Source organism: Amycolatopsis sp. MtRt-6, from assembly GCF_017308975.1.
In the GTDB taxonomy this organism is placed as follows: domain Bacteria; phylum Actinomycetota; class Actinomycetes; order Mycobacteriales; family Pseudonocardiaceae; genus Amycolatopsis.
The window spans coordinates 167,969-184,670 of record NZ_JADWPD010000014.1; the positions used below are offsets into that span (position 1 = coordinate 167,969).

A 16,702-nucleotide genomic window follows, 5' to 3' on the forward strand; every position below is an offset into this window, starting at 1 on the left:
TCCGAGCCCACCCCGGGCCCACCCCGGCCCCGATCCCGCGCTGCGATCGGGGATCGCGGCCCGCTCCGGAGGCCCTTCGCCGTGGCGGCAGGCGGAAGCGCCCGGCCGTAACGCCGGGCCCGCCCGGCGCGACCCCCGGGCACGGCGTTGCGGCGCAACCGGTCCGCTCCCGGAATGCCCTGCGGCGGGGCCGAAAGGTCCTCCCCGAAGGGTGAACTCACTCGTTCGGCGCAGTCTTGGCCTGCGCGGACAGCGCGTCGGCATCGCCGTGTTGGCCGCGGGACTGTCGTACCGGCGGGCTACTCTGCCGCGGGAGGAAGCGCCGGGTGAGACAGGGAGAACCGTGGACCAGGAGACGCTCACCACCGTGGTCGGCCGGGTGGCCGGCACCGAGGACTCGACGCCGCTGCAGTTCTGCGTGGCCGTCGATCCCGATGCCTATCTGCAGCTCGACGACGTCGTCGTGACCAGGCGGGAACTCCCCGGTCTCGGCGAAGTCACCTCCTACGGCGTGGTCACGCAGGTGACCGCGCGGCACGAGGGCGCCAGCTTCGGCAGCGACGTCTTCCTGATCTCCGACGGGGTCCTGCCCGCCCAGGTGCAGGAGATCGCGGAGATCGCCACCACCCGCGTCGAGCCCGAGTGCTACGTGCCGCCCAAGCCGGGCAGCCAGGTCCAGCGGGCCGTGGGGGAGGATCGCGCGCAGGCGCTGTACTTCGACAACATGACCCGCCAAGTGGCGGTGGGCCTGGGGCGGGACGGCGAACCCGTCTACCTCAACATGGACTTCCTCGACGGCACCCGCGGCGCGCACGTCAGCATCAGCGGCGTCTCCGGCGTGGCCACCAAGACGTCGTTCGCGTTGTTCCTGCTGCACTCGATCTTCCGCGGCGGCGCGCTGCCCAACGCCCACAACGCCAAGGCCCTCGTCTTCTCGGTCAAGGGCGAGGACCTGCTGTTCCTCGACACCCCGAACGTCCACCTCGACGAGAAGCTCACCGGCGAATACCTCAAGCTGGGCCTGCCCGCCGAGCCCTTCGCGTCCGTCGGCTTCTACGCGCCGCCCACGCCGTCGGACACCACGGGGAAGCCTTACGTCACCGGGCGGACCTCGGGCGTGGGCGCGTTCTGGTGGACCATCGCGGAGTTCTGCGCCCAGGACCTGCTGCCCTACGTCTTCGCCGACGCCGAAGACGAGCGCAACCAGTACACGATGGTCATCCACCAGGTCGCGAACCGGCTGCGCCTCGACAGCACCCCGGCGGGCAAGGACGGCGCCGCGAACGTCGACGGCGTCCTGTGCCGCACCTACGCCGAGCTCGTCGACGTCATCTGCGAGCGCGTCACCGACGAGGAAACCCGCGCGAGCTGGGCGGGTGCGGTCACCGGGGCGGGCACGGTCAACGCCTTCATCCGCCGCCTGCGCTCGAGCCAGCGCGCCCTCTCCGGCCTCATCCGCGGCGACCTCGCCGACCACCCCGCGCGCCGGTTGTCCACGGAGAACCAGCAGGTGACCGTGGTGGACATCCACAACCTCGTCGAGCGCGCGCAGCGGTTCGTCGTCGGCGTGACGCTGGCCGCGGAGACCGCGCGCAAGGAGGCGGCCGGCCCGGGCGGGCTGCTGTTCACCATGCTGGACGAGCTCAACAAGTACGCGCCGCGGGAAGGCAGCAGCCCCATCAAGGAGGTGCTGCTGGACATCGCCGAGCGCGGCCGCTCCCTGGGCGTCATCCTGATCGGCGCGCAGCAGACCGCCAGCGAGGTCGAACGCCGCATCGTCAGCAACAGCTCGGTCCGCATCGTCGGGCGCCTCGACGCCGCCGAGGCTTCGCGGCCCGAGTACGGCTTCCTCCCGGCCAGCCAGCGGGTCCGCGCCACCCTGGCCACGCCGGGCACGATGTTCGTGAGCCAGCCGGAGATCCCGGTGCCGATCGCCGTCGGCTTCCCGTTCCCCGCCTGGGCCACGCGGCTTTCCGAGGCCGGGCAGATCCCCTCGGCCACGGCCACGGCCACGTCGAAGAAGAGCGATCCCTTCGCCGGCCTCCCTTCGCGGGGCAGCGATCCCTTCGGTGACGACCCGCCACCGTTCTGAGCCCACCGCGAGCCCACTGCCCACCACCCGAACGGAAGGACGAAGTGTGAAGTTCCTGCACACCTCCGACTGGCACGTCGGCAAGACGCTCAAGGGCCGCAACCGCCTCGACGAGCAGCGGGCCGTGCTCGGCGAGATCGTCCGGATCGCGCGGGAGGAGCAGTTCGACGCGATCCTCGTCGCGGGCGACCTGTACGAGACGTCGGCGCCGTCGGCGGCCGCGCAGGAACTCGTGGTGCGGGCGCTGATGGCACTGCGCGAAACCGGTGCCGAGGTCGTCGCCATCGCCGGGAACCACGACCACGCCGCGACGTTCGAGGCGTACCGGCCGCTGCTGCTGGCCGCGGGCATCCAGCTCACCGGCGATCCCCGCCCGGTCCACGACGGCGGTGTCTTCTCGTTCGACGCGCGTTCGACGGGCGAGCGCGTCAACGTCGCGGTGCTGCCCTTCCTTTCCCAGCGCTACGCGGTCCGCGTCGCGGAGCTGCTCACCGGCACCCCGGCGGACAACGTCGGTGAGTACGACCAGCGCGTGCGCGACATCCTGGAGCACCTCAAGACGGGTTTCACGCCCGGCGCGGTCAACCTCGTCATGGCGCACCTGACGGTGACCGGCGGGACGATGGGCGGCGGGGAACGCGCGGCGCAGTCCATCTTCGAGTACCACGTGCCCGCCACGGCGTTCGGCGCCGATCCGCACTACGTGGCGCTGGGCCACCTGCACCGGCGCCAGTCGCTGCCCGCCGCGTGCCCGGTGCACTACAGCGGATCGCCGTTCGCCGTCGACTTCGGCGAGCAGGACAACACGAGTGTCGTGCTGGCGGTGGAGGTGAGTCCTGCGACGCCGGCGAAGATCACCGACATCCCGCTGAAAGCGGGGCGGAAGCTGCGCACGGTCCACGGCACGGTGGCGGAACTGACCGGCCGCGCCGAGGAGTTCGGTGACGACTACCTGCGCGTCTACATCCGCGAAGCGACCAGGGCCGGCCTGCGCGAGGAGATCCAGGAAGCCCTGCCGAACGCCCTGGAAATCCGCATCGACCCGGAGTTCGCCGCGCCGGTGACGACGTCGAACGGCGACCGCGCGGTCGCGGACCGTTCGCCGGGGGAGCTGTTCGCGAGCTACTGCGCCGAACGCACGGTCGAGGACAAGCGCGTGCAGGCGCTCTTCGCGCGGCTGCACGACGAAGAGACGAGCGGGGTGTGACATGCGGCCAGTGCTGCTGGAGATGACCGGCTTCGCGTCCTTCCGCGAGAAGACCGAAGTCAGCTTCGAAGACACCGATTACTTCGCGCTCGTCGGGCCGACCGGCGCGGGCAAGAGCACGGTCATCGACGCGCTCACCTTCGCGTTGTACGGCTCGGTCGCCCGCTGGGACCACGAAGGGCTCGTCGCGCCCGCGCTCGCCCCGACGGTGAACCGCGCGACCGTGCGGCTGGTCTTCGACGCCGGCGGCGCCCGCTACCACGTGGTGCGGGAAGTCCGGCGCAGCGGCGGGAAGAAACCCACGGTCAGCGTCAAGAACGTGCGCCTGGAACGGCTGATCGACCCCGCCGCGTTCGGCGGGCCGGAGGACGACGCCGATCCCGTCGCCGCGGACTCCGAGGTCACCCCGGCGGTCGAACGCCTGCTCGGGTTGACGTTCAAGCACTTCTGCACCTGCGTGGCGCTGCCCCAGGGCGACTTCGCCGAGTTCCTGCACGCGAAGGCCGCCGACCGGCAGAAGATCCTCATCAAGCTGCTGGGCCTGGAGGTCTACGAGCGGATCGGCCGCCGGGCCGGCGTGACGGCGGAGCAGCAGAAGCAGCGCGCCGCCGTCCTCACCGAACAGCTCGGCAGCTACGCCGACGCCACCGAAGAAGCCGTCGCCGAGCTGGCCGCGCGGATGACGGCCCTGGAAGAACTGGACTCGCGGGTGAACGCGGCCCTGCCGGGGTTGACCGACGCCACCCGCGCGCACGACGAAGCCCGCCAACGCGTCGTCGCGCTCACGAGCGAGCTGGAAGTCCTCGACGGTGTAACACGCCCGGCCGGTGTCGAAGACCTCGAAACCCGGCGTCGCGCGGCAGCGGACGCGGCCACGGCCGCCCGGACCGCGCTGGAGGCGGCGGAAACGGCGGACGAAACCGCCCGGGCCGCCCTCGCCGCGGCACCCGACCGGGGCGAGCTGGAACGGATCCGGGCCGCTCGCACCGAACTCGCCGACATCGAGCAGGCCCTCCCGCGCCTCGACGAAGCGGCGAAAGCGGCGAAGCAGGCGAAGGAAGCTGCTGCCACGGCGGCGAGCGAAGCGGTGTCCGTCCTCGACGCGGCCCGGGCGAACCGGGACCGGACAGCCCGGGCGGCCGAGGACACCGCCGCCGAAGCCGCCCGCGCCCGGCAGGACCGCGACCGGCTCGCCGGCCTGCGGCCGCCGGCGGATCTCGGGGACCTGTCGGCGGAATCGGCGAAGGTGGCCCAGCGCGCGGCGGCCGCCGACGCGCGCCTGCGGACCGCGGAGGCCGCCGACGCCGAAGCACGCCAGGCCCTGGAAGCGCAGCCCGACGTCGCCCCGCTCGCGGCCGCGCGGTCCGATGCCCGCACGCTCTACACGATCTGCGACGCGCAGCGCAAAGCCGCGCCGGAGCAGGCCGCTCGCCGGGCCGGGCTCGCAACGGCGCGGGCGACCCTCGCCGCCGCCGACGCCGAGCTCACCGCGGCGAAGACCGCGCTGGCCGAAGCCGAGCGGGCCGGGCAGGCGCTGGTGCTGCGGGCCGGGCTCGCCGTCGGGCACCCGTGCCCGGTGTGCGAGCGGGAAGTCACGGCCCTGCCGGACGCCGGCGGCCACGCCCACCTGGCCGAGGCCCGCGAACGCCTCGAGCGTGCCGAACGGGACCGCACGGCCGCGGAGTCCGCGGTGCGCAAGCTGGAACGGGCGGTCGACCGCGACGCCGACTCGGCCGCGTCGGCGGCCGCGCAGGCGGAAGAACTGCGCGCGGTGCTCGCGGAGGTCGACGGCCCGCCGGCGTCGGCGGTGCTGCTGCGGCCGGTCGAGGCGGCTTTCGCCGAGCAGGATTTCGCGGACCTCGTCGCCGCGGTGCGCGAGCGGGGCGAGTGGCTGTCGAGGACGATCGACGGCCGCACCCGCGTCGCCGAAGCCGCGCGCGCCGCCGACGCGGAACTGGCCGCGGCCCGCGCCGAACGCACGAAGGCACAGCAAGCGGCCGAAGTCGTGGCGCAGTCGTTCGCGGCGGCCCGCGAGGCCTTGCGAGCCGCCCGCGATCCGCTGGTGGAGCTGGGGGCGCCCGCGCTCGACGGCGACGACGTCCCGGCGGGGTGGCAGCGCCTCACCACGTGGGCGGCTTCCGCGCTGGACGAACGGCGCACCGTGCTGGCCGCCCTCGAAGCGGCCGCCGAAGCCGCGGGCAAGGAAGCCGTCGTGGCGGCGGAGGACTTCCGGACCGCCGAGCGGGACGCCGAGCAGCGGCGCACCCGGGCGGTCGACACGGGGCTGGCCGAGCAGGCGGCGAGCACCGGACTGGCGGCCGCCCGGCAACGGCAGGCGGAACTGGCGGCGGCCCTCGACGGCGCGCCCGCCGCCGACGTGGTCGCCGAGCAGCTCGCCCGCGTCGCGGAACTCGAGCGGGCCGCGAAAACGGCGGACGCCGGGCTGCGGACGGCCCGCGCGACCGCGAAACAAGCCGCGGACAGCCAGGCGGAGGTCGCGAAGCAGGTCGACGCCGAACGGCAGAAGCTGTTCCGGGCGCGCGACCCGCTGGTCGGCCTGGGCGCCCCGCCGATCGACGGAGAAAGCCTCCTCGACGCCTGGACCGCCCTCACGGACTGGGCCGCCGGGCAGGCGAAGGCCCACCGCGAGCGGCTGGCCGTCGCGAAGACTGCCGAGGGCGAAGCCGCCGAAGCGTTGCAAGCGGCCGAACGCGCGGTCGCCGCCGACGTCACCGCGCTCGGGGTGACCCTGCCGGAGGGGCCGGTGCGCGACCGCGTCCCGGTCGCCGTCGCGGCCGCGCGCGCCCGGGCCGAAGCCGACCACGCCGACATGAAACGGCGGGTCGCGCACGTGGCCGGGCTGCACGAAGACATCGCGGCCGCGGAGTCCGACGCCCAGGTCGCGCGGCTGCTCGCGGATCTGCTGCGCTCGGACAAGTTCCCGCGCTGGCTGATCGCGGGGGCGCTCGACACGCTGGTCGCCGAGGCTTCCGCGTCGCTGCTCGAACTGTCCGGCGGCCAGTTCGAGCTGACCCACGACAAGGGCGACTTCCTGGTGGTGGACCACAACGAGGCCGACGCCCGGCGCCCGGTGAAGACCCTGTCCGGCGGCGAGACGTTCCAGGCGTCGCTCGCCCTGGCCCTGGCGCTGTCTTCGCAGCTCGGCGCCATGGCCGCCGAAGGAGCGACCAAGCTGGAGTCGATCTTCCTCGACGAGGGCTTCGGCACGCTGGACGAGGCCACCCTCGACGTCGTGGCGTCCACTTTGGAGAACCTCGCCGCGTCCGGCTCCCGGATGGTCGGGGTGATCACGCACGTGCCGGCGCTCGCCGAGCGCGTCCCGGTGCGGTTCCTGGTCACCCGGGACGGCACCGGCTCGCACATCGCCAGGGAGGGCGCGTGACCGCGATCGCCGGGATGAACTTCAGCATCGACGCCTGGGACCCGGGCTACGGCAGCTCGATGGAGGCCGAGGAGCTCGGCCGGTCCCAGGCCGAGGTGGAGCTCGACGTCGAGGTCCCCGAGGCCGAATGGGCGCCGATCGACCCGTCGCCGGTCCCGGCGCCGGAAGCGGTGCTGTTCGTCGACGGCGTCCGCCGGATCGACGCGCGCGTCTGGATCGACGACCCGGCCGGCACGAACTCGGCGTCCATCGGCATCTGCGCGTCCTACGCGGCGGGGGTCGTGTGCTGCTGCGAGGGACAGGCCCACGTCGTCGGCACCGACGTCCGGCGGGGGCTGTTCACCGTCGCCCCGCGGGCCGACGACATCGTCACCCCGGCCGGGATCTACACGGCGCACCGCGCGGCGGCCAAGGAGGACAAGCCGCTGCCGGTGGTGCTGTCCTCGGCGTTGCAGGAGCAGCTGGCGCTGGCCGAGGAGGAGACGGCGGTCAAGGCGCGCACGGCGGGGCACGCGCGCGACGACCTGCTCGTGGTCGACGGCCCGCTGCGCGGCCGCGCGCACCTCGACCGGGCGGTCGGGTTCATCAAGAGCCACCAGACGACGTACCTGCCCGGCGAGCTCAACGCGCTGGTCGGCAGCCTCGGCGCGCACCAGCGGACGCCGGTGTTCCTGATGGGCACGACGTGGGTGCGGCATTCGTGGTACCTGCGGCTGCCGTCGGCCGGCGGGCCGCCGTGGTCCGGGGTCGTGCGCGTGGAGGCGGCGCCGCACCTCGGCCGCGAGCAGGTTGCCGAGCTGGCGAACGTCACCCAGTCGGTGCTGGGGCGGTTTGCGTCGGTCGCCTACAAGGACTCCCGGGCGCCGCAGAACCTCTACCCGATCGCCGGGCTCGAGCGCGACCTGCGCCACCGCCTCGGCGACCAGCAGTTCGTCTACCGGGCGCTGCGGCTGGCCGCGGCCCGCTGACCCGGCCCCGGGGCGGCGATCTGGGGAATGCGCCGCCCCGGGTGTCCGGTGTGGAGGGTCAGGCCAGCGAGCCGTCCCCGGTCTGCGGCGCCCCCGCCGGCTTGACCGCGACCTGCGGTTTCGCGGGCTTGGCCGGTTTCGCCGGCTTCGGCTTGGTGGTGGGCGGCTTCGGCTTCGTCGTCGACGGCTTCGTCGTGGTGGGCGGCGGGGTGCCGGTGATCGTGAAGGAGCCGACCGCCTTCCGGCCGTCCTGGCACGGGAAGGAGGCGGTGTACTTGCCGGGCCGCTGGATCGCCGTCGTGCTGCCACCCATCCGGCCCCAGTTGCCCATGCCGACCATCGTGATCGGAGCGGTGAAGCCCGCCGACGTGACCGGCCCGGCCGGCGTGCACCCGTGGCTCATCCCCGTGTACACCTGCGCGTCGATCCGGCCGCCGGGCTCGACCTCCGAAGTCAGGATCCACCCGACCTCGTCGGCCGCACTGGCCGGAGCCGGCAGGGCGAGCGTTGCCGCGCTCGCGGCCAGCAGGCCGATCAGGGTCTTCTTGACCATGGTTCAGTCCCCTCTCGTTGGTGGTCTCTCCACGCTCGAGCCGGGGAAACGGTTGAGCCGCGGTCTCAGGCCCGGCAGCCGGGCGCGGTCGCGGCGGCCGTCATCAGCTCCGGGGACGCCGTCACGGCGCCGACCGGGTCGTAGGTGCCGTCGAGGTCACGCTGCGCCTGCTCGACGGCGTCGGCAGCCGGGGCCTGGGACGCTTCGTCGCCCCGCTTCGCGCGGTCGAGCTTGGCCTTCGCCTCGATGGCGCGGTCGCGGGCCTTCGTGAACTTCGCGACGAAGCCCTGCCGCACGGTCTCGCCGAGCGGCACCGGCGCGGGCGGCAGCGCGGTCAGCTTGTCCACCGCCTCGCCGGTGCGGGCCGCGATGCCGCCCAGCGTCGCGCTGAGCGCCTTCTGCGACTCGGCGATCGACTGGGGCGACGGCCGGCCGGTCTCGGCTTCCCGGTTGGTGCGCTCCCGGTAGCCGTGGACGGCGGCGCAGAAGCCGTCCATCCACCTGACGGCCGCCGGGTCGGCGGCCGGCTGGACCGGGATGGTCTGGACCGGGCTCGGCTTCTCGGCGGCAGGCGGCGGCGCCGGCGCGGCCGGATTGTTCCCGCACGCGGTCAGCAGCAGGCAGGCGCCGAGCAGAGCGGCAGCGATCTTCATTCCGAACCCCCTCGTGTTTGCCGGTACACGCGCGAGGGGCCCGGAAGGTTGCGTCAGGCCGCGGCGAGCGTACCGCCGAGTGCCCGGGCGCCGGCCTCGGTGAGCTCGGCCCGCGTCCACTGCCCGACGGCGACGACCCGCGCGGGCCGGATCAGCCCGGCCCGCGCCAGCTGGTGCGCGGTGGCCTGGTCGCAGCACGGCAGGCCGTCGACCCGCAGGTCGGGCTCGCAGCTGCAGGTGAGTTCGGCGCGGCCGGCCCCGACGGCCCGCAACATCGCCATCGCCCGGCGATTCAGTTCGGTGTCCATGGTCATCCCCCTCTGTGGTGCCGACTATGAGGAGACGTGGCCGGGGTCACCGAATACGCGATTTCGGCCAGGGTCACCCGAACGGGGGCAGGGTCAGAGCCGTTCCTGCAGCGCGTCGGCCGCGGCGAGCAGGTCGGCCGCCCACCGCGCGCCGGGCTTGCGGCCGATCCGCTCGATCGGGCCCGAAACCGACACCGCCGCGACGACCGTCCCCGCCGAGTCGCGGACCGGGGCCGAGATGCTCGCCACTCCCGGCTCGCGTTCGGCCACGCTCTGCGCCCAGCCGCGCCGGCGGACCTCCAGGAGCGTCCGCTCGCCGAAGACGGCGTCGGTCAGGATCGTGCGCTGCGTGTGCGGGTCGGCCCAGGCCGCGAGCACCTTCGCGCCCGAGCCGGCCGTCATCGGCAGGCGGGACCCGATCGGCACCGTGTCGCGCAGGCCGCTCGGCGGCTCCGCCGTGGCGACGCACACGCGCTGGACGCCGTCGCGCCGGTACAGCTGGACGCTTTCCCCGGTGACGTCGCGCAGCTTCGGCAGCACCACGCCCGCCGCGTCGAGGAGCGGGTCGGTCGAACCGCCCGCGAGCTCGGCCAGCGCCGTACCGGGGCGCCAGCGCCCGTCCGGACCGCGGCGCAGCAGCCGGTGCACCTCCAGGCCGACCGCGAGCCGGTGCGCGGTGGCCCGGGGGAGGCCGGTCCGCGTGCACAGTTCCGCGAGGCCGCAGGGGTCGTCCGCGACCGCCTGCAGGACGGCCACTGCTTTGTCCAGTACTCCGATACCGCTATGCTGTCCCACGACCCGATACTAGCGTCCCGCACTTTGGGAAGTCCAGCATCTGGGAAACCCTGAACTCGAGCTGCGCTCCTCCTTCGCGGCTCGCACCCGAATTCCGCAGGTGCGCGCCCGAGTTCGTCGACGAACCGTGGAAGGAGCCGGAGATGACCAGCCCGACCGGCAAGGCCCGCACGCTGGCGGAGAAGGTGTGGGAAAGCCACCTCGTGCGCCGAGGCGAAGGCGCCGAACCGGACCTGCTCTACATCGATCTCCACCTGCTGCACGAAGTCACCAGCCCGCAGGCCTTCGACGGCCTCCGCCTGGCCGGGCGGCAGCTGCGCCGTCCCGACCTGACCATCGCGACCGAGGACCACAACGTCCCGACCGTCGACATCGAGCTCCCCATCGCCGATCCGGTCTCGCGCACCCAGGTCGACACCCTTCGCCGCAACTGCAAGGAGTTCGGTGTCCGGCTGCACCCGATGGGTGACGCCGAGCAGGGCATCGTGCACGTCATCGGCCCCCAGCTGGGCCTGACCCAGCCCGGCATGACCGTCGTCTGCGGCGACAGCCACACCTCGACGCACGGCGCGTTCGGCGCCATCGCCTTCGGCATCGGCACGTCCGAGGTCGAGCACGTCATGGCCACCCAGACGCTGCCGCTGCGTCCTTTCAAGACGATGGCGATCACGGTCGACGGGCAGCTGCGCCCCGGCGTCACGGCGAAGGACATCATCCTCGCGGTGATCGCCAAGATCGGCACCGGCGGTGGCCAGGGTTACATCCTGGAGTACCGCGGTTCGGCCATCGAGGCCCTCTCGATGGAGGCCCGGATGACCGTCTGCAACATGTCGATCGAGGCCGGCGCCCGCGCCGGGATGATCGCCCCGGACGAGACGACGTTCGAGTACCTGAAGGGCCGCCCGCACGCGCCGCGGGGCGCGGACTGGGACGCCGCGGTCGCCGCGTGGAAGGAACTGCGCACCGACGACGGCGCCGAGTTCGACGCCGAGGTGCACCTGGACGCGAGCGCGCTGACGCCGTTCGTGACCTGGGGCACCAACCCCGGCCAGGGCCTCCCGCTGGGTGCCGAGGTGCCCGACCCGGAGGCGATCCCGGACGAGAACGACCGCATCGCCGCTGAAAAAGCCCTGTCCTACATGGATTTGAAGCCGGGCACGCCGCTGCGCGAGATCGCCGTCGACACCGTCTTCCTCGGCTCCTGCACCAACGGCCGGATCGAGGACCTGCGGGCCGCGGCCGAGGTGCTGCGCGGTCGGAAAGTGGCGGACTCGGTCCGCATGCTGGTGGTTCCCGGCTCGATGCGGGTCCGCAAGGCCGCCGAGGCCGAGGGGCTCGACCGGGTCTTCACCGAGGCGGGCGCGGAGTGGCGCCAGGCCGGCTGCTCGATGTGCCTGGGCATGAACCCGGACCAGCTGAAGCCGGGCGAGCGCAGCGCGTCGACGTCGAACCGCAACTTCGAGGGCCGGCAGGGCAAGGGCGGCCGGACGCACCTGGTGTCGCCGCTGGTGGCCGCCGCCACGGCCGTCCGGGGCACGCTTTCGTCGCCGGAAGACCTGCTGACCGCCGCCCGCTGACCTTTTTCGAGGAGTTATCGCCATGGAACCGTTCACCCAGCACACCGGCGTCGGCGTCCCGCTGCGCCGGTCCAACGTGGACACCGACCAGATCATCCCGGCGGTCTACCTCAAGCGGGTGACCCGCACGGGCTTCGAGGACGGCCTGTTCGCCGCCTGGCGCGGCGACGAGGACTTCATCCTCAACCAGGAGCCGTTCCGGAACGGGAGCGTGCTGGTCGCGGGACCGGACTTCGGAACCGGTTCCTCCCGCGAGCACGCCGTCTGGGCGCTGATGGACTACGGCTTCCGGGTCGTCATCTCCGCCCGGTTCGCCGACATCTTCCGCGGCAACTCCGGCAAGGGCGGCCTGGTGGCGGCCCAGTGCGAGCAGCACGACGTCGAGCTGCTCTGGAAGCTGCTGGAGAACGAGCCCGGCACCGAGGTCACGGTCGACCTCGAGACCAAGACCGTGCGGGCCAAGGACTTCACCGCGCCCTTCCAGATCGACGACTACGTCCGCTGGCGGCTGCTGGAGGGCCTCGACGACATCGCTCTCACGTTGCGCCATGCCGGTGAGATCGACAGCTACGAGGCGACCCGCCCGTCCTGGAAGCCGACGACGACGCCGGTGACCGCGGGCTGACCTGTTTTCGGGCGGGATCCCTTGATGTGCAAGGGATCCCGCCCGTTTTCATGGTTGCTGTTTTGTTCCCTGTCAGCGGGGTGCCGGACCCGTCCCGGGGTAAGGGAAAGTTCCGCAGGCCGTTGGAGTTTGTGCTGCGTTGGTAATACCGTGTCGCTAGCCGGCCGACGCGGCCGTGGAGCCTTCCTGGAGGACTGGACATGGCCAACAAGGCCCAGCTGATCGAGGCGCTGACCGAGCGCCTGGGCGACAAGAAGGCCGCTGCCGAGGCGGTCGACGGTCTGGTCGACATCATCATCCGGACGGTCAACAAGGGCGAAAAGGTCAACATCACCGGCTTCGGCGTGTTCGAGAAGCGGGCCCGCGCGGCACGGACGGCCCGCAACCCGCGCACCGGCGAAGCGGTGCGGGTCAAGAAGACGAACGTGCCGGCGTTCCGCGCCGGGACAACGTTCAAGGACGTGGTTTCCGGAGCGAAGAAGCTGCCGAAGGCAACCCCGGTCAAGCGCACGAGCACATCCCGCACGGCGGCGGCCCCGGCCCGCGCCGCGGCGAAGCCGGCCACCACGACACGCACCCGGACGACGGCGGCCAAGCCGGCGGCGACCACGAGGGCAGCGGCGGCCAAGGCGGCACCGAAGGCAGCGGCGGCGAAGCCGGCAACGACCCGGACACGGGCTACGGCGACGAAGGCTGCGACGACGGCGAAGCCGGCGGCGACGGCGAAGCCGGCGACGGCGAAGACCACCGCGGCGAAGACTGCGACGGCGGCGCCCGCCGCGAAGACCACGGCCGCGAAGACGACCACGGCTCGCAGGACCACGGCGGCCAAGACCACGGCGGCGAAGGCGCCTGCGGCGGCGAAGGCGACTCCGGCCAGGACCACCGCGGCCCGCAAGACCGCAGCGGCCAAGACGAGCGCGGCGGCCAGGACGGGTGCGGCAGCCAAGACGGGTGCGGCCAAGACCCCGGCGAGGCGGACCTCGGCCGCGGCGAAGAAGGACTGAGCCGCCCAAAACTGTCGGACCCCTGCGGTAACGTGAAATTCGGGGGACCCCCAGGGGGCGACCCCCTGTTGGACGAGCAGCTTTTCGGCAGGGCCCCGCGCGACGTGCGCGGGGCCCTGCCGCATGTCCGGGCGCTGCGGGAGAACCGGAAGGCCGGCAGCCCTTTCGAGAAGGTCGGTTGGGACGCCGGGAAGGTCGGCTCGCGTACCGGGAAGGTCGGCCGGCATGCACCGAAGGCCACATTGGGTGCGTTGGACGCACCGAAGGCCACATTGGGTGCGTTGAGCGCACCGAAGGCCACATTGGGGCGCTTGGAGCCGCGGTGGCGGGGGACTCGGTTGGCGTGCCGGAAGAGTCGGCTGGGGTACCTGGAGAGGCGGCTGGGCGCCCGAAGAGTCGGCCGGCGTGCCGGGAGCGTCGGTTCGCGTGCCCGGCCGTCCGATGCCCGGATCAAACCGAGACCGGGCACCACCCACTGTCCCGGCAACCAAACCGAGCCCCGCGAACCACCCGGCAAAGTCACCGACAGCCAACACCGGCGCTCCGCACCTCACCCGCCCGGCTCAACCAGCCCTCCGGCACCGGTTCCGTCCAATTTCGCAAAGTTGCTTGAGCGCCCGGCCGAGTGATGCCACGCTGCGTTCCTCGGGGCCCGCATGCGGCGCGGGCCTCGGCGGTGCGCAAGGCGAAACCTGGGGGCGACCACCATCGACATCCGGCTGCTCGGCCCGTTCCAGGTGCTCGTCGACTCTTCGCCGGTCGTGCTGACCAGTTCCCGGCAACGCGCGCTGCTCGCCACCCTCGCGCTCGCCGCCGGGCGGCTCGTTTCCATCGACTCCCTCGCCCGGGGCGTCTGGGGGGAAACGCCGCCCGCGCACATCCGGGGCAGCCTGCAAACCTATGTCATGCGCCTGCGCCGCCTCTGCGGCGAAGACTCCGTCGTCACCGAACCGGACGGCTACCGGCTCGTCGTCGACCCGTCCCGGGTGGACGCCCTGCGCTTCCTCCAGACCCTCGACCAGGCCGCCGCCGCCACCGAGCCCGCCCGGCGGCGCGAACTGCTCGCCGATGCGCTCGGCTGCTGGGGCGGTGTTCCCCTCGAAGGCGTCGGCTCGCCCGCGCTGGCCGCCGAATGGCAACCGCTGCTCACCGAGCGGTACCTCTTCGCCGTCGAACAGCGCATCGACCTCGATGTCGGCCTCGTTCCCGATGCTCGCCTCGTCGCCGAACTCACCGATCTCGTCGCCCAGCATCCGCTGCGGGAATCCCTGTGGGAACGGCTGGTGCGCGCGCTCGCCCGGTCCGGGCGCCGGGCCGAAGCCCTCGCGCGCTACGCCGGGTTGCGGGCGTTGCTGGCCGACGAACTCGGCGTCGAACCGGGGGAAGACCTCCGGCGCCTGCACGCCGAACTGCTCGCCGCCGACGCCGGTCCCACCGTGCCCGCCGTGCCGCGGCAGCTGCCCTTCGACGTCGCCGGCTTCACCGGGCGCGGCCCCGAACTCGCCGAGCTCGACCGGCTGCCGCCCGGTGGTGCCTCCGGCATCGTCGTCATCGAAGGCACCGCCGGTGTCGGGAAGACGTCGCTGGCCGTGCACTGGTCCCACCGCGTCCGTGACCGCTTCCCCGGCGGCCAGCTGTTCCTCGACCTGCGCGGCCACTCCGCCGACACCCCGGTCACGCCCGGCGCCGCGCTGGCCGGGTTCCTGCGCGCCCTCGGCGTCCCGGCCGAGACCGTGCCTTCCACAGTGGAGGAACGCTCGGCGCTGCTGCGCAGCAGGCTGGCCGGCAGCCGCACCCTCATGCTGCTCGACAACGCCCGCGACGCCGACCAGGTCCGCCCGCTCCTGCCCGGCCCCGGCAACCTCGTCGTGGTGACCAGCCGCAACCAGCTGCGCGGCCTCGTCGCCCGCGACGGCGCCCGCCGCATCGCCCTGCGCTCCTTCGACGACCGTGACGCCACCGCGCTGCTCGCCGGCAGCGTCGGGCCGCAGCGCCTCGCCGCCGAACCCGCCGCCGTCGCCGAACTCGTGCAGCTCTGCGGCCGCCTGCCGCTGGCACTGGCGCTGGCCGGGGAACGCGCGTCCCGGTTCTCCGGCGTCTCGCTCGCCGGCATCGTCGAAGAGCTCCGCGACCAGCGGCTGCGGCTCGACACCCTGCGCGACCCGCAGGACGCCGGCACCGACCTCCGCGCCGCGTTCTCCTGGTCCTACAAGGCACTGCGCCCGGCCGCCGCCCGCTTCTTCCGGCTGCTCGGCCTGCACCCCGGGCACGGGTTCAGCCTGGCGTCGGCCGCCGCGCTCGCCGGCGCCGACCTGCGCGAAGCCCGCGAACTCGCCGACCAGCTCGCCGCCACCCACCTCCTCAACCAGCCGGGCACCGACCGCTACCAGTTCCACGACCTGCTGCGCGTCTACGCCGGCGAGCTCGTCGAAACCGAGACGACGGAGGCCGAGCGCGCGGCGGCGCTGCGCCGGCTCGTCGACTGGTACCTCGCCAGCGTCGCCGAAGCGAACAAGCTCGTCCGCCCCGACCTGCTCACCGAGGACATCACGCTCGACCCGGCGCCGCTGCCCGCCGTCCGCTTCGCACAGCACGAGCAGACGATCGCCTGGTACACCACCGAACGCCAGGCGCTCACCGCGCTCGTCGGCATCGCCGCCGGGCACGGCTGGACCGCGCACGCCTGGAAGCTCGCCTGGCTCCTGCGCGGGTTCTTCGCCGAACGCCACGACCGCGACGACTGGATCACGACCGCGCGCGCGGCCGTCGCCGCCACCCGCGACGCCGGCGACCGCACGGGCCTGCAGTACAGCGCCAACAACCTCGGCTCCGCCTACCTGCGCACCCTCCAGCCGGACAAGGCGATCGCGGCGCTGGAGGAAGCACGCGCCGCGTCCGAGGGCGGCGACGGCACCGCGTTGACCGTCGCGATCCTGTCCAACCTCGCCGGCGCGTACTACGTCCGCGCCGAATACGCCGAAGCCGAGCGCCACGCCCTCCAAGCCGTCCACCTCGCCCGCGACCACGGCCAGCGCACGTTCGTCCCGCACGCGCTGCTCAACGTCAGCGCCAGCCGCATCGGCCTGCGCGACTACGACCACGCCGCCGAAGCCGCGCAGGCGGCCCACGAAGCCTTCGCCGAACTCGGCGACCGCTACCACGCGGCGCTCGCGCTGGGCAACGTCGCCGAAGCCCTCGAAGGAGCCGGACGGCACGACGAAGCGGAGAAGGCCGGCCTGGCCGCGCTCGCCGAGCTGAAGGAGCTGAACGCCGACTACGGCACCATCGACGTCCAGATCACCCTGGGCCGCCTGAAGCACCGCACCGGCCGGGCACACGAGGCGGGCGGCCACTGGGCCGAGGCGCTGACCGTCAGCCAGCGCCTCGGCGACCCCCGCGTCGCGGAGGTGCAGGCTCTGCTGGCCACGGTGCCGACAGATACCCCCTCGCCCGGGGATGCGCCGTACCCCTAGCCCGGCGCAGCCCAGCGGGACCCGGAACAAGTACACCAAGA

At 73.3% G+C, this 16,702-nt stretch carries 12 protein-coding genes; 8 read left to right on the forward strand and 4 right to left on the reverse strand.

From position 1 onward, the window contains the following. Positions 1-343: 343 nt before the first annotated feature. The 4 genes from I4Q55_RS24170 to I4Q55_RS24185 are packed head-to-tail and all read left to right on the forward strand — an operon-like array spanning position 344 to position 7,670. Complete coding sequence (locus I4Q55_RS24170) at positions 344-2,092, forward strand: ATP-binding protein (RefSeq protein WP_206790747.1); 1,749 nt, start codon at positions 344-346, stop codon at positions 2,090-2,092. A 46-nt stretch (positions 2,093-2,138) separates the two neighbouring features. Then, entirely contained in the window at positions 2,139-3,299 is a 1,161-nt protein-coding gene (locus tag I4Q55_RS24175; protein ID WP_206790749.1) for an exonuclease SbcCD subunit D, read from the forward strand. Between the two features lies 1 nt (position 3,300). Beyond that, positions 3,301-6,702 carry an AAA family ATPase gene (locus tag I4Q55_RS24180; RefSeq protein ID WP_206790751.1) on the forward strand — a complete coding sequence of 1,134 codons (3,402 nt, stop codon included), beginning with the start codon at positions 3,301-3,303 and terminating at the stop codon, positions 6,700-6,702. Next, positions 6,699-7,670 (forward strand): hypothetical protein, encoded by a 972-nt coding sequence (locus tag I4Q55_RS24185; RefSeq protein ID WP_206790753.1) that lies wholly within the window; start codon positions 6,699-6,701, stop codon positions 7,668-7,670. The genes I4Q55_RS24180 and I4Q55_RS24185 overlap by 4 nt, the downstream gene beginning before the upstream one ends. 58 nt (positions 7,671-7,728) lie before the next feature. Here I4Q55_RS24185 and I4Q55_RS24190 read toward each other — a convergent pair whose 3' ends face one another. The 4 genes from I4Q55_RS24190 to I4Q55_RS24205 form a co-directional block, all read right to left on the reverse strand. Further along, entirely contained in the window at positions 7,729-8,223 is a 495-nt protein-coding gene (locus I4Q55_RS24190; RefSeq protein ID WP_206790754.1) for a hypothetical protein, read from the reverse strand. Positions 8,224-8,288: 65 nt separating this feature from the next. Further along, positions 8,289-8,876 (reverse strand): hypothetical protein, encoded by a 588-nt coding sequence (locus I4Q55_RS24195; protein WP_206790755.1) that lies wholly within the window; start codon positions 8,874-8,876, stop codon positions 8,289-8,291. Positions 8,877-8,929: 53 nt separating this feature from the next. Beyond that, a complete protein-coding gene (locus I4Q55_RS24200; protein ID WP_206790756.1) occupies positions 8,930-9,184 on the reverse strand; it encodes a hypothetical protein in 255 nt (84 codons plus the stop codon). A gap of 93 nt (positions 9,185-9,277) precedes the next feature. Continuing rightward, the gene (locus I4Q55_RS24205; protein ID WP_206790757.1) at positions 9,278-9,979 is read right to left on the reverse strand and encodes an IclR family transcriptional regulator; all 702 of its coding nucleotides are present in this window, start codon (positions 9,977-9,979) and stop codon (positions 9,278-9,280) included. Between the two features lie 143 nt (positions 9,980-10,122). Between I4Q55_RS24205 and leuC the strand changes: the two genes are divergently transcribed. From leuC to I4Q55_RS24225, 4 genes are all read left to right on the forward strand, one after another. Beyond that, positions 10,123-11,556, forward strand: a complete 1,434-nt coding sequence (gene leuC / locus I4Q55_RS24210; protein ID WP_206790758.1) for a 3-isopropylmalate dehydratase large subunit — start codon at positions 10,123-10,125, stop codon at positions 11,554-11,556. A gap of 22 nt (positions 11,557-11,578) precedes the next feature. Next, the gene (gene leuD, locus I4Q55_RS24215; protein WP_206790759.1) at positions 11,579-12,181 is read left to right on the forward strand and encodes a 3-isopropylmalate dehydratase small subunit; all 603 of its coding nucleotides are present in this window, start codon (positions 11,579-11,581) and stop codon (positions 12,179-12,181) included. A 200-nt stretch (positions 12,182-12,381) separates the two neighbouring features. Continuing rightward, a complete protein-coding gene (locus tag I4Q55_RS24220) occupies positions 12,382-13,188 on the forward strand; it encodes an HU family DNA-binding protein (protein ID WP_206790760.1) in 807 nt (268 codons plus the stop codon). A gap of 656 nt (positions 13,189-13,844) precedes the next feature. Then, a complete protein-coding gene (locus I4Q55_RS24225; protein WP_206790761.1) occupies positions 13,845-16,661 on the forward strand; it encodes a BTAD domain-containing putative transcriptional regulator in 2,817 nt (938 codons plus the stop codon). Positions 16,662-16,702: the final 41 nt, after the last annotated feature.